Origin of the sequence: Pedobacter namyangjuensis, from assembly GCF_003313325.1 — a bacterium.
GTDB lineage: Bacteria > Bacteroidota > Bacteroidia > Sphingobacteriales > Sphingobacteriaceae > Pedobacter > Pedobacter namyangjuensis.
The window spans coordinates 980,289-995,288 of the sequence record NZ_QMHQ01000001.1; the positions used below are offsets into that span (position 1 = coordinate 980,289).

Genomic DNA, 15,000 nt, shown 5'->3' on the forward strand with positions numbered 1-15,000 from the left:
ATTTAGAATGATAAAAGTAATAAAATGCATAAATAATACACGTCATTTTAACATTTATTTTCATAAAATGACGTGTAAATTTTTTAACAAGCTGATTATTAGATGTATCTGTTAATTAGGTTTTCTAAGTATTCTTGCTTTCCACTGATTTTTTCTGGCTCGCCATTAGATGCAGCATAGTCTCTTAGGTCTTCTAAACTTAGTTTTCCTTGTTCAAATTCGGCTCCTTTGCCATTATCAAAAGATGCGTAACGATCCGTTCTAATTTTTTTGTAATCCGATTTTTGTAAGATAGCATCTGCGGTTACTAGTGCACGAGCAAAAAGATCCATTCCGCCCACGTGTGCATAGAACAAATCAGCTGGGTCTGTTGAGTTTCTACGGATTTTGGCATCGAAATTTACACCGCCACCTTGTAAACCACCACCTTCAAGAATAATTAACATTGACTCCGTTAATTCGTTAATATCATTAGGAAATTGATCGGTATCCCATCCGTTTTGGTAATCGCCACGATTAGCGTCTATAGAGCCAAGCAAACCGCTATCTACTGCTACTTGTAGTTCGTGTTGAAAGGTGTGACCTGCTAGGGTTGCGTGGTTAACTTCAAGGTTTAATTTAAAGTCTTTTAACAAATCATATTCTTGCAAGAAACCTTTTACTGTTGCCGCATCATAATCGTACTGGTGTTTAGATGGTTCGCATGGTTTAGGTTCGATAAAGAATGTTCCTTTAAAACCTTGTTTGCGAGCGTAGTCTTTAGCGGTGTGCAAAAATTTAGCTAAATGTTCTTGCTCACGTTTCATATTGGTATTCAACAAGCTCATGTAGCCCTCTCTGCCTCCCCAAAATACATAGTTTTCTCCACCAAGGGCGATAGTTGCGTCTAAGGCAGCCTTAACTTGCGCAGCACCATGTGCTAACACATGAAAATCTGGATTTGTTGATGCGCCATTCATATAGCGTTCATGACTAAACAAATTAGCTGTTCCCCAAAGTAGTTTTACGCCACTTTCGGCTTGTTTTTGTTTAGCATATTCTACCAAAGTCTGCAATCTACGTTCGTTTTCTGCAATATCATTGGTGTAATCCACCACATCCACATCGTGGAAGCAATAATAAGGCAACTGCATTTTGGTGATAAATTCGAAAGCAGCATCCATTTTATCTTTAGCACGTTCAACGGCATCTTTCTTTTCGTCCCATGGGAAAATATGAGTTGCACCACCAAATGGATCTGCACCATTACCATTAAAAGAATGCCAATAAGCACAAGCAAACTTAAAATGCTCATTCATTGTTTTTCCGGCAACAACTTTATCTGCGTCGTACCATCTAAACGCAAGTGGATTATCGCTTTCTAGTCCTTCAAATTTAACTTGTTCAATACCTTTAAAAAATTCCTTTTCTCCTGTTACTACTTTTGTCATGGTGATTATGTTTTGGTGGTTCTATTTTATATTGCTTTAATTAATAATTTTTTCCATTCTTGATAAATGGCTTCGTAGGCGTCGGTATTTTTTGGCTCTAAATATTGTACTACCTCATGTTGGGTAAATGCTTCTTCTGTGTTTTTGAAGATACCTGCTCCAATGCCCGCTCCAAGGGCGGCTCCCACGCTACCATCATTTTCGTAAAGTTCTACGGGGATACCTGTAACGTCTACAAAAGTTTGAGCGAAAACATCACTCAAAAATAAATTGGCTTTCCCAGCTCTAATTACCTTAGGCTGCATACCATTTTCACGCATAATGTCCAAACCATATCTAAAAGCAAATGCTATTCCTTCTTGTACTGCTCTAAAAATATCAGCTTGAGTATGTATGTTTAGGTCTATCCCTAGTAATTGTGCCCCGGTATATTTATTGTTTAACATCCGCTCTGCGCCATTGCCAAAAGGTAAAATCCTTAACCCTTTACTGCCAATAGGAGCTTGAGCCGCGATATGATTTAACTCTGGGTACGAGAGGTAAGGTGCAAACGTGTGTTTTGCCCAGCGATACATGCTTCCAGTTCCATTTATGCAAAGCAAAACGCCTGTATGTTTATTTTGCTCAGAATAAGTTACGTGTGCAAATGTATTAACACGAGATTGCTGGTCGTAGGTTAATTGATCGCTAACTCCATAAATCACGCCTGAAGTACCAGCGGTAGCAGCTACTTCGCCGGGTTTAAGTACATTTAGAGAAAGTGCGTTATTAGGTTGGTCGCCCGCTTTGTATGCTACAGGAATACCTGCAGTTAACCCCAGGGTTTTAGCTACATTTTCTTTTAAGTAACCGTGTATGGCAAATAGTGGCTTTATGTCTGGAATTAAATTATAATCTAATTGGTAATGATCCATTACATCTTTAGAGATTTCGTGGTTTTTGAAATCCCAAAAAATGCCTTCAGATAAAGCAGGAATACTTGTTGTAATCTCACCTGTTAATTTCATCGCAATAAAATCGCCGGGCAACATAATTTTATCAATTTTATTATAAAGGCTTGGTTCATTGTTTTTTACCCAAGCTAATTTTGATGCTGTGAAGTTGCCTGGAGAATTTAACAAGTGCTGTAAAGATTTTTCGTGGCCTATATTATCAAAAGCTTTTTCGCCAAGCGCTACCGCTCTGCTATCACACCATATTATGCTATCTCTAAGCACTTCCTGCTCTTTGTCAACCACTACTAATCCGTGCATTTGGTAAGCAATACCAATAGATTTTATTTGGGTAGGATCAAATAAAGTAGAGGAGTTTAGTTTTAATACAGCCTGTTGCACATTGTGCCACCAATCCATAGGGGCTTGTTCTGCCCAGCCTTGTTTGGCAGACTTAATTTCGGTTTCTTCTTCTGGGTATTGTGCTGTTGCGATATTTTTTTGAGTAGACACATCTACAACTGCCACCTTTATAGATGAGGTGCCTATATCTATGCCTAATAAATACATGTTGTTCAAATTATATTTGGTTTATGCAAACGGTTGCATAAAGATATGTGATAATTTATCAAATTCAAATATTTTCGAAAAAACTTTAAAATAAATTTAGCATTCAGTGCAACTTGTTGCTTAACAAGTGTTGCGTATGCAATTTATTGTTTAAAGTTGCATAGAATTTAATTACCGGTAGATTGGCGCTCTACCATAGTTGGATCTAAGACCACGTGTTTTATGTCTTTATAAGGATTCTCTTGCTGAATCATTTTTAAAAACATTTTAGAACATTCAGTTCCCATCTGATTTGGATGTTGGTCTATAGTGGATAGGTTAGGGGTGATGTAGGCAGAGAATGCTTCGTTGGCAAATCCGATTACGCCTATTTTAGGTGGAGCTTCATTAATTTCTTTGAGTTTTTTAATCACTCCAAGAGCGGTAAAATCGTCTCCTGCAATAATTGCATCAGGTTTATTTTCATAACGCATCAATTTGCTGGCGCCAAATCTTCCATCCTTAATAGATAGGCCTCCGAAAATGATGTTTTCGTCCTTAACCTTAAACCCATTGTCGGTTAGCGCCGATTTATACCCTTTCAGTCGGTTTTCGAATATTTTAATTTGATGAATTGTTGTTACAAAGGCAATGTTTTTATACCCTTGGTTAATTAAATGCTGAGTTGCTATGTACCCCGCTTTAAAGTCATCTAAGGTTACGGTTGGTACATTTAAGTCTACATTTACCCTATCAAATAAAATTAAGGGTTTGTTTTGTTTTACTACCTCTGCAAAGTGAGACGCATCTTCTGTTTCTAAAGACATTGATGCAATAATTCCGTCAACTTGTGCCTCCAACAGTGTTTTAACACCATTTATCTCGTTTTCAACCGATTCGTTTGATTGATATAAAATTACCCGATAACCGCTGTCTTTTAGGCCTTCCTCTATGCTATGGATAATAGAGGCGAAAAAATGTGCCTGTACACTTGGTACAATTACTCCTATAATATAGGTTTTGCCAGATTTTAAAGCAGAAGCTAATCTATTTGGACTATAGTTTAGTTTTTTGGCAGTTTCAAAAACGGCTTCTCTTGTTGTTTCGCTTATTGCGGAAAACCCACTAAGTGCCCTAGAAACCGTAGAAACAGTAATATTAAGCTCTTTAGCTATATCGTAAATAGTAGTTTTCTTCTTCAAGTTTTATAAAATGGTTTGTTGCTATAAATTATAGAAAGGCAAAATAAATAAAAAATGTGGAAATGATAGGTTTTCTGAGTTATAAAAATAAATATATGCAACCGATTGCAATTTTGTTAAATTAACTATATTTTAGCCATACCAAATATACCCTTGCCTAAAATTTTCTTTGTATTGCTTACCCTTACAAAGTTTAACTGACGCTAAAAACCTCCTTGTATGAAGTACAGAATTACCTTACTACTTATTTTAATTGGATTTAGTGCATTAGCCGATAATGGTTATCGCCTTTGGCTAAAATATGATTTGTTGCCTGTTGGTGTTAAGGCGATTTATGCGAAGCAAATTAAGTCTATCCATATTGTTGCTGCTTCCCCAACTATAAGGGCAGCAGAGCAGGAATTGAAAACTGCTATTAGTGGTTTGGTAGGTCATCAAATTTCAGAACAAGCTAGATTAACTGATGGTACAATACTTTTGGTAAAATCTTCAGACTTGAAAAAGTACAATCTTAGCATAGCCGATGTTCCAGAAAATCCAGAAGGTTATTTGGTGAAAACAACGGCGATAAGTGGTAAAAAGATAATCCTAATTACTTCAAAAACAGATATTGGTGTGCTTTACGGCTCATTTGCTTTTATCAAACAGTTACAGTTGCAACAAGAGATTGAAAAGCTAAATGTAAAAAGCGAACCTAAAATTAGAAACCGAATTTTAAATCATTGGGACAATTTGGATAGAACGGTTGAGCGTGGCTACGCAGGTTTTTCCTTGTGGAATTGGCAAACCTTACCAGGATATATAGATCAACGATACATAGATTACGCTAGGGCGAATGCATCTGTTGGAATTAACGGAACCGTTTTAAACAACGTAAATGCAAACGCCTTAATATTAACTAAAGATTGGCTATTAAAAGTTAAAGCTTTGGCTGATGCATTTCGGCCATACGGTATCAAGGTGTATTTAACTGCAAGATTTAGTGCGCCAATTGAAATTGGTGGTTTAAAAACTGCAGATCCATTAGATAAAGAAGTTATTAATTGGTGGAAAGAAAAGGCAGACGAGATTTATAAAGTTATTCCGGATTTTGGCGGTTATTTAGTCAAGGCGAATTCCGAAGGTCAGCCAGGACCGCAAAATTATAATCGTAACCACGCCGATGGTGCAAATATGTTGGCGAAATCGCTAGCTCCACATGGTGGAATTGTAATGTGGCGAGCTTTTGTATACGATAATAAAGTACCGGATGACAGAGCAAAACAAGCCTACAACGAGTTTAAGCCTTTAGATGGAAATTTTGATGAGAATGTAATTATTCAGGTAAAAAATGGCGCAATAGATTTCCAGCCTCGGGAACCATTTCATCCCTTGTTCGGCGCAATGCCTAATACATCAACCATGTTAGAGTTTCAATTAACGCAGGAGTATTTAGGCATGTCTACCAATTTGGTTTATTTGGCCACACTTTTTAAAGAAACTTTAGGAGCAGATACTTACGCAAAAGGACAAGGCTCTACGGTGGCAAAAGTCATAAATGGAAGTTTGTACGGCAATAAAAACTCTGCAATTGCTGGTGTAGCAAATATTGGTAACGATGTAAATTGGTGTGGTCATCCTTTTGCGCAATCTAATTGGTACGCATTTGGAAAATTAGCCTGGAACGATGAATCGCCTGCTACGCTAATTGCAGATGAATGGCTGAAAATGACTTTCAGGACGGACTTTGCGACTATCAAAAAACTAAATGAAATGATGATGAAAAGCCGAGAGACAGTAGTTGACTATATGACGCCACTCGGTTTGCATCACATTATGGGTTGGGATCATCATTATGGACCCGGTCCGTGGATAAAAGATAAACCAAGGGCAGATTGGACTTCGGTATATTACCATCAGGCAGATAAAAATGGTATTGGTTTCAATAGAACTAATACCGGAAGCAATGCTTTGGCGCAATACTTTCCGGCAGTTGCCGAAAAGTTTAGCAACTTAAATACCTGTCCAGAAGAATATCTATTATGGTTTCATCATTTGCCATGGAATTACAAATTAAAGTCTGGCAATAATTTATGGGATGGAATGGTAAAAAGGTACTACAAAGGCGCTGCTGAAGTAAAACAAATGCAGGCCACTTGGGATAGCTGTGAAAAGCAGATTGATCCGGTAATTTATAGACAAGTAAAACAACTTTTGGCAATTCAATACGATGAAGCAGTTTGGTGGAGAAATGCATGTGTACTTTATTTTCAATCTAAATCTGGGCTACCAATTCCATCAGGTTTAGCGAAGCCGGAGCACGATTTAGCTTATTACGAAAAACTAGAATTCAAATTTGTTCCCGGTATTTAATAATTGATGATGAAAAATAGTATCCTCTTTTTATTGTTCATGCTTACATCGATTTTCGGAAACTCTTGTGTTGCTCAGCAAGCAAAAATTTCGAAGAACCTAAGTTTAAAAGATGTCTATCGTGATTATTTTTCGATTGGCGTGGCAGTTGGTCCGAGAAATTTGGTTGGCGATGAAGCTGTATTAATCAAAAAACAGTTTAACAGCATTACAGCCGAAAATGCCATGAAAATGGAATCACTACAGCCAAGTGAAGGTAAATTTTATTGGAGAGATGCAGATAGCATTGTAAACTTTGCCAAAAGAAATAACATCAAAATTCGCGGTCATAATTTGTGTTGGCATGAGCAGGTTCCAAATTGGTTTTTTATTGGCGATGATGGAAAACAGGTAACTAAAGAAGTACTACTACAACGGTTAAAAACACATATTTCTACGGTTGTAAAACGATACAAAGGTGAGGTTTACGCATGGGATGTAGTAAATGAAGCTATAGATGATGACCCGAAAAAATTAATGAGAAATTCTAAATGGTACCAGATTTTAGGGGAGGATTTTATTGTTAAAGCCTTTGAATATGCGCATGAGGCTGATCCGGAAGCTAAACTTTATTATAACGACTATAATACCGAACGACCTGAAAAAAGAGAACGGATTTACAAATTATTAAAAGGTTTGGTAGAGAAAAATGTGCCCGTTGATGGAGTAGGATTGCAAGCGCATTGGTCAATATACGAGCCTAGTGAAGAAGAATTAAGGACTGCAATTGAGCGTTACTCCTCTTTGGGGCTGAAAATACAATTTACAGAAGTAGATCTTTCAATTTACCCTTGGGAGAAAACCAAAAGAGCCAAAAGAACAGATGAGGATGATCGTTTTACAGAAGCATTAGAACAAAAGCAAATGGAAAAATACGCGATGGCTTTTAAAGTTTTTAGAGAGTTTAAATCAGTAATTACCAATGTTACTTTTTGGAATATCTCTGATCGTTATACCTGGTTAGATGAATATCCAGTAATGGGAAGAAAAAATTATCCTTTACTTTTTGACACCAACTTACAACCTAAGAAAGCGTTTTGGAAGGTTGTAAATTTTGAAAAATAAGATGATGAAGAAACTACTTTTAATAGCTGTTGCCTGTTTTGTGAGCGAATTCTGCTTTGCGATAGACCCTATTGTTACAAAAGCTTATGTTAAAGGTAGTTTTGCTATGGCAGTTAAGGGCAGATTAAGTTCTATTGTAATTAGCGATAACGACTTTGCGGGAGTAAAGAGAGTTGCTCAAGACCTTCAGCTCGACCTACAAAAAGTAACTGATATCAAACCAGAAATTCTAGTTGATAAGGCTGCTAAACATGCCATCATTATTGGTACTATTGGTCATAGTGAAATTATAGACGAATTAGTTACTGCCAATAAAATAAATGTGGCGGGCGTTGCCGGTAAATGGGAAAGCACATTAATTGAGGTTGTCAAAAATCCATTTCCTGGAGTTGATAGTGCATTGATTATTGCCGGTAGCGATAAAAGAGGCACGATTTATGGCGTTTATGAATTGTGTTCGCAAATTGGGGTTTCTCCTTGGTATTACTGGGCAGATGTGCCTATCCAAAAGAGTACATCGCTTTTTGTAATAACCGGCCGGCATATTATTTCATCACCTGCGGTAAAATATAGAGGAATCTTTTTAAATGATGAAGCGCCTGCTTTATCTGGATGGTCTAAAAAGGAATTTGGTGGCTTTAACCATAAGTTTTATACAAAGGTTTTTGAACTTGTTTTGCGTTTAAAAGGTAATTATCTGTGGCCAGCGATGTGGGGAAGCGCCTTTAACGATGACGATAAATTAAATCCAATTTTAGCAGATGAATATGGAGTAGTAATCGGTACTTCGCACCACGAACCATTAACCAGAGCGCATGACGAGTGGAAAAGATACAAAGGTGGCAAGTGGAACTACCAGCAAAATCCCGAACAGCTAAAAGCATTTTGGGAAAGTGGTTTAGCTAGAGTTGCAGATAAAGAACAAATTATAACGGTTGGAATGCGAGGCGACGGAGATGAGCCCATGTCTGAAGGTACAGCCACCGCTTTACTAGAGAAAATTGTAAAAGATCAGCGAGAAATAATCGAAAAGGTAACTAAAAAGCCAGCAGCTGAAACACCACAAATTTGGGCATTGTACAAAGAGGTTCAAGACTATTACGACCAGGGTATGCGGGTGCCTGATGACGTAACACTACTTTTAGCTGACGACAACTGGGGCAACTTGAGAAAGTTACCTAAATTAAATGAAGCGCCAAGAGCAGGTGGCTACGGTATTTACTATCATTTTGATTATGTAGGTGGACCGCGAAATTATAAATGGATTAACACCAATCCGATACAGAAAATTTGGGAACAAATGCATCTGGCCTATCAGTATAATGCTAACCAAATATGGATTGTGAATGTTGGCGATTTAAAACCAATGGAATTCCCAATTTCTTTCTTTTTAACTTATGCTTGGGCTCCAGATGCCATTCCGGCAGAGCGATTAAAAGAATATACCCAAAATTGGGTAAAGCAACAGTTTGGAAATGAACATACAGTTGAAATAGCTGATCTGATTGATACCTACGGCAAGTTTGCAGGAAGGATTAAACCAGAACTTTTGAACGATACAGCGTATAGTTTGGTAAACTACCATGAGTTTGAAAGCGTCGTATCCGATTTTGACCAACTAAAACAGAGAGCAGTCTTTGTAAATAATCAACTATTACCCGAACAGAGAGATGCTTTTTATCAATTGGTTTTACATCCTATAACTGCTTTGAGCAACTTGTACGAAATGTATTTCGCAGTAGCTAAAAATAAGTTGCATTTCGCTCAAGGTAGGATTTCAGCAAATGGGTATGCCGATAAAGTAGGGCAACTTTACAAAAAAGATGAGGAAATAACTCATTACTACAATAAAGTTTTAGCTAGCGGAAAATGGAATCACATGATGGATCAAACCCATATAGGCTATACAAATTGGCAACAGCCAGAAACTAATATTCTTCCGCAAACTAGTAAGATTGTTTCTAACGGAGATTTAACGAAACCAAAGCTAGGTGTTACAATAGCAGGCAGCAAAACATCATGGACGGGGAAACAAAAGGTAACACAACAATTCCCGGTATTTGATTATTATACAAATAACGCGAATTATATAGAGTTGTTTAACGCAAGTAACGGCTCGATAAATTATACAGTTAAAGCACCAAATTTCATTAAGGTTGATGCGCCTAAAGGTGAGGTATCGGTAGAAAAAAGAATTTATCTAAGTGTAGATTGGTTAAAAGCTCCAGCTGGCAAGACTGAAACAATGATTGTAATTGATGGTAGCGAAGGTTCGAAAATAACAGTTCCTATAACTTTAGATAACAGAAGATTTAAAGACAAAAATATTACTGCATTTGTACCACAAAGTGGAGTTATTGCTATGGAAGCGGCAAGCTATACCAAAGCTGTTGGTAATCGTCCAATTTCCTGGAAAACAATTTCTGGTTACGGCAAAACAACTGCTGGCGTGTTTGTGGTTCCGGTAACATCGCCAGTGCAAAAATTAGATGCTAATACGCCACATTTAACTTACGATTTTTATGTGCATGATGCAGGAAAGTTTACATTAAACACTTTCGTTTCGCCAACCATAGATTTTACAAATACCGATGGACTAAAATTTGCGGTTTCTGTTGATGGTGCGCCTCCAATAATTGTAAATATTAGCAAAGATTACCAAACAGAAAAAGCTTGGGATAAGTCGGTAGCCGACAATATCAAGATATTTAAAACCGAACTACAAATAGATGCTCCGGGTAAGCACAGCCTTAAATATTGGATGATAAACCCAGGTGTAGTTTTGCAAAAGCTCGTAATAGATTTAGGTGGCTTAAAACCTAGCTATCTAGGCCCTAAAGAAACATTTGTAAATAGAAAAGATTAATTACCATTTATAAACTTAAGCATGAAAACTAATTTCAAACTATCTAGTGCCATACTTTTGATGGCTTTAGCAACAAGTGCTTGTCAGCAGAACCAAAAAACTGCAAGCACCAACACTGCTGATACCACTAAGAAGTCTAAATTTTTATCTCCGCCTCTAATCAGGGAGATTTACACTGCAGACCCATCTGCACATGTTTTTGATGGAAAAATTTATATTTATCCATCTCATGATATTGAAGCTGGAACACCAGAAAATGATAACGGCGATCATTTTGATATGCGTGACTACCACATTTTAAGTATGGATAGCATTGGCGGAAAGGTTACAGATCACGGTGTAGCGTTAAGCGTTAAAGACATCCCTTGGGCTGGTAGACAGTTATGGGCTCCGGATGCGGCGTTTAAAAATGGCACATATTATTTATATTTTCCTGTTAAGGATAAAAATGATGTATTTAGAATTGGGGTTGCCACGTCTAAAAATCCTGCCGGACCATTTAAACCTGAGGCAAAACCAATTGAAGGAAGTTTCAGTATAGATCCTGCAGTGTTTACCGATGATGATGGAACTTCATATATGTATTATGGCGGTATTTGGGGGGGACAATTACAACGTTGGAAAGACGGAAAATACGATGCCAATGGAAGTAAAACCGATAGTCAGAAAGAAAACGAGCCAGCTCTTTCCGCTAAAGTTGCAAAGCTTAGTAAAGATATGCTGAGTTTTGACGGTGCTGTTAAAGATGTAAAAATTCTAGATAAAGATGGTAAAGAGCTGTTAACTAAAGATCACGACAGAAGGTTTTTTGAAGGAGCTTGGATGCATAAATACAATGGCAAATATTACTTTACTTACTCAACCGGAGATACGCACTTTTTAGCATCTGCAATAGGCGATAGTCCGACAGGACCTTTTACTTATCAAGGTACGTTCATGAATCCAGTTCAAGGTTGGACAACCCATCATTCTATTCTAGAAATTAAAGGTAAGTGGTATGTATTCTACCATGATACAGAACTTTCTAATAAAACGCACTTGAGAAATATCAAGGTTACTGAATTAAAGCATAACGCGGATGGTACAATTGCGCTGATAGAGCCGATTAATAAATAGGGGTTAACGTATCAAGACCTATAAGGTTTACAAAACCTTATAGGTCTATCTATAAATTTCATCATCGCCTTTGTAGTCAAGCCATTTAAAGCTTGCTTGGTTGGTTGATGTCTTGCCAGAGGAAGTTGCATACATAGCGAATACTGAACCTATAAAGCCACCTGCAGTTTCAGTGCTTAAAAACTTCCCATCTACATTGTCTTTTAGCGTTATCCAGTTGTTAGGTTTTGTTGCGAAGGAAAAACTATAAAGACTTTTGTCTGCCTTAATTTTAATATAAACCTTTTTGCTAGCTGCCGAAATGGGTTGTTGTGCTAATAATTCCATTCCCTTGCTTTCCTCATTTCCCTTAAATAGTTGAATAACGGTTTTTCCGTTATCTGCAGATTTGCAGATGTAGTAAAAATTCTTCTCGCTTTGAAAAATCAAAAGCCCAGCTTTTTCATTCGCTGCGGTTGTTTCAAAATCCAGTTCTGTGCTGGCGGTACAGCTTAAATGCTGTTGGCGTTTAGCCACAAAAGATGGATTTCCCTTTCCCATGCAGGTTTCTGGCCTTAACTTCATTGTTAAACCTTTAATTCTATCTAATTTATACCAACTCGTATCCTTGGTTCTTAAGAATAGGAGAGATAGATCTAATGATTTTTCAAAAGTAGTTCTGTATGCAAAATTTCCGCTTTGTGGCACCGCCTTTTGCTTTACCTCTTTAAAGCCTGCTGTAAACTGGTATTGAATTTCTTTATGGTCTGGATTAATGATTGGCCAACCATCTACCCACCTTACTGGAGCAATAAACGTTTCTCTTCCTGTATTGTAATGATTTCCTTCGTAAGGCCTAACAGCCAAAAAAACAGCATAGGTTTTTCCATCAGGCCCTTCAACCAGTTCGGCATGGCCAGCTGATGTAACTGGGTTTTTGCGCCTAGGATCTAGATCACGCTGTGTTAAAATTGGATTTTTCTGGTACGGTGTATATGGGCCAATTGCAGACTTGCTTCTTAAAATAACTTGAGAATGATTTACAGATGTGCCGCCTTCTGCAGCACATAGATAGTACCAATTTTCCCTTTTGAATATATGTGGTCCTTCTATCCAAACCGGTTTTTTACTGATATCAACTCCACCATTTACCAATTGTACTTCTTCTCCTATTACTTTTAGGTTAATAGGATCAAACTCATAAGTTCTAATTGTTCTATGTCCGCTATAAAGCGGTTTATTGTCTGGCGCATCGCTATTATAAACAATATAAGCCTTATCATCATCAAAAAATAGCGAGGGATCAATCCCTTTAACTTGTGGCAACCAAGTTGGATCGCTCCACGGGCCGGCAGGATTTTTTGCAGTCATAACAAAATTACCTTTTCTATCAATCAAAGTGCATGTTAAATAGTAGGTGCCTTTAAAATAGTTAATAGAAGGTGCAAATAATCCTCTTGATGTTCCATCGCCCATAAAGTTCATTTGGTTGGGTCTGTCTATTACGTTTCCAATCTGTTTCCAATTTTTTAAGTCCTTACTCTGAAATATCGGGATTCCCGGGAAATAGGAAAAGGTAGAGTTTACAAGGTAGTAGTTATCTCCAACTTTGGTTACACTAGGGTCTGGGTAAAAGCCAGCCAAAATAGGATTTATGAACTTAATTTGTGATTGGCAAAACACGCTGCATGCCATTAACAATATTGTTAGTAACCTTTTCATTGCTTATAAATGGTAAAATTCTCTTGAAGGTAAGATTAATATCAATATTGTGCAACCGATTGCAGTAATTAATTTTATTGCTATATTAGTGCTAGATTCTTCATCTAACGCAAACCAGTATAAAGTATGAAAAAAATTGCCCTCACCTTTTGTAGCGTATTGCTATTGATTACAAATTTCTCTTTCGCTCAAACCTATCTAAAACAGCAAGGAACAGTTAAGCAACTCTACGTTAAAGACAAACCTTTGTTAATATTGGGTGGAGAATTAGGCAACTCTAGCTCGTCCAATAACGAGTATATGAACAAAATTTGGCCAAAAATAAAATCGATGAATTTGAATACTATTCTAGCTCCTGTTTATTGGGAATTGATAGAGCCAGAAGAGGGTAAGTTTGATTTTAATTTGGTAGATAGCCTAATCTACAATGCAAGAAAAAACGATATGAAGTTGATTTTTTTGTGGTTTGGTGCTTGGAAAAATAGCATGTCTTGTTATGCGCCATACTGGGTTAAAAAAGATCAGAAAAGATTCCCTAGGGCAACAGATAAAAATGGCGTAGGTCAGGAAATTTTAAGTCCGTTTTACGAAAATAATTTAATTGCCGACGTAAAAGTTTTTAGGGAGCTGATGAAACACATTAAAGCCGTTGATGCCAATGATCAAACAGTTGTAATGATTCAAGTAGAGAACGAAATTGGTATGTTGCCAGAAGCGAGGGACCATAGCTCCGCAGCAACGGCGATGTTCAAAAAACCAGTTCCTGCTCCATTTTTTAATTACCTGAAGACCAACAAAGAGAGTTTAATGCCAGAATTTAAAGCCACATGGGCAAAAAACGGTTTTAAAACATCAGGCAATTGGGAAGAGGTATTTGGATCAAGTTTAGCTACCGATGAAACTTTTATGGCCTGGTATTATGCGGATTTTATTAATAAACTAACAGATGCTGGAAAGCAAGAATACAATTTGCCTATGTATTTGAATGCCGCGTTAAACTATAAAAAGGAAGCAAAACCAGGCGAATACCCTAGCGCTGGGCCCCTACCACACCTAATGGATGTATGGAAAGCAGGAGCACCGAAGATAGATCTGCTTTCGCCCGACTTTTACAATCCAGATTATAAGTATTGGAACGACCTATATGTAAGGGGAGGAAACACGCTTTTCATTCCGGAAATTCGTTTTGAGCAAGGCATGGCCGGTAAGGCTTTTTATGCTTTGGGTCATCATAGCGCAATGGGTTTTTCGCCATTTTCTATAGAAAACGGTGCTAAAGAAGAAACAATGGAAGTTACAGAAGCGTATAAGCTATTAAGGGAATTGCAACCTCTAGTATTAAAGCATCAGGGAAAAGCTACTATAGGAGGAGTGATGTTTGATAAACTAAACAATAGACAAGAGCTAAAAATGGGCGATTATGTGCTAACCTTTTCGCATGATTTAAACCTAGGTTGGTCTGGCAAATCTAAAAACGAAAATTGGCCTATTACCGGTGCCTTGGTAGTTCAATTGGCACCAGACGAATTTGTTGTAGCTGGTACGGGCGTTGTTGTTACATTTAAACCAATTGCGCCAAACGCCAGAGCTGGTATCGGATATATTGACGAAGGTAATTTCGAAAATGGCGTGTTTAAACCTGGGCTTAGGTTTAGTGGCGATCAAAGTCATCAAGGTAGGCATTTGAGAATTCCAGAGGGCGATTTTAGCACGCAGAAGATAAAGCTTTATACTTATAAATAATCTGT

General features: G+C 37.5%; 9 protein-coding genes. 5 read left to right on the forward strand and 4 right to left on the reverse strand.

Annotation, left to right across the window (positions count from 1 at the left end):
* Positions 1–98 precede the first annotated feature (98 nt).
* From xylA to DUT69_RS04360, 3 genes are all read right to left on the reverse strand, one after another.
* Positions 99–1,430, reverse strand: a complete 1,332-nt coding sequence (xylA, locus tag DUT69_RS04350; RefSeq protein ID WP_113651888.1) for a xylose isomerase — start codon at positions 1,428–1,430, stop codon at positions 99–101.
* A gap of 26 nt (positions 1,431–1,456) precedes the next feature.
* Positions 1,457–2,932, reverse strand: a complete 1,476-nt coding sequence (locus DUT69_RS04355) for a xylulokinase (protein ID WP_113651889.1) — start codon at positions 2,930–2,932, stop codon at positions 1,457–1,459.
* A 167-nt stretch (positions 2,933–3,099) separates the two neighbouring features.
* Positions 3,100–4,113 (reverse strand): LacI family DNA-binding transcriptional regulator, encoded by a 1,014-nt coding sequence (locus DUT69_RS04360; RefSeq protein WP_113651890.1) that lies wholly within the window; start codon positions 4,111–4,113, stop codon positions 3,100–3,102.
* Between the two features lie 219 nt (positions 4,114–4,332).
* On the opposite strand from DUT69_RS04360, the gene DUT69_RS04365 reads away from it, so the two are divergent.
* Genes DUT69_RS04365 through DUT69_RS04380 form a run of 4 tightly spaced genes read left to right on the forward strand, consistent with a single transcriptional unit; the run spans position 4,333 to position 11,551 of the window.
* On the forward strand, positions 4,333–6,465 hold the full coding sequence (locus DUT69_RS04365) for an alpha-glucuronidase family glycosyl hydrolase (protein WP_113651891.1): 2,133 nt from the start codon (positions 4,333–4,335) through the stop codon (positions 6,463–6,465).
* A gap of 6 nt (positions 6,466–6,471) precedes the next feature.
* On the forward strand, positions 6,472–7,569 hold the full coding sequence (locus DUT69_RS04370; protein ID WP_205314208.1) for an endo-1,4-beta-xylanase: 1,098 nt from the start codon (positions 6,472–6,474) through the stop codon (positions 7,567–7,569).
* 1 nt (position 7,570) lies between these two features.
* Complete coding sequence (locus DUT69_RS04375) at positions 7,571–10,435, forward strand: glycosyl hydrolase 115 family protein (protein WP_205314209.1); 2,865 nt, start codon at positions 7,571–7,573, stop codon at positions 10,433–10,435.
* Positions 10,436–10,456: 21 nt separating this feature from the next.
* Positions 10,457–11,551 (forward strand): glycoside hydrolase family 43 protein, encoded by a 1,095-nt coding sequence (locus DUT69_RS04380; RefSeq protein WP_113651893.1) that lies wholly within the window; start codon positions 10,457–10,459, stop codon positions 11,549–11,551.
* Positions 11,552–11,596: 45 nt separating this feature from the next.
* On the opposite strand, the gene DUT69_RS04385 is transcribed toward DUT69_RS04380, so the two are convergent.
* Positions 11,597–13,252: a glycoside hydrolase family 43 protein gene (locus DUT69_RS04385; RefSeq protein WP_113651894.1), complete on the reverse strand. Its 1,656-nt coding sequence runs from the start codon at positions 13,250–13,252 to the stop codon at positions 11,597–11,599.
* Positions 13,253–13,378: 126 nt separating this feature from the next.
* Between DUT69_RS04385 and DUT69_RS04390 the strand changes: the two genes are divergently transcribed.
* Positions 13,379–14,995 (forward strand): GH35 family beta-galactosidase, encoded by a 1,617-nt coding sequence (locus DUT69_RS04390; protein ID WP_113651895.1) that lies wholly within the window; start codon positions 13,379–13,381, stop codon positions 14,993–14,995.
* The last annotated feature ends 5 nt before the right edge of the window (positions 14,996–15,000 follow it).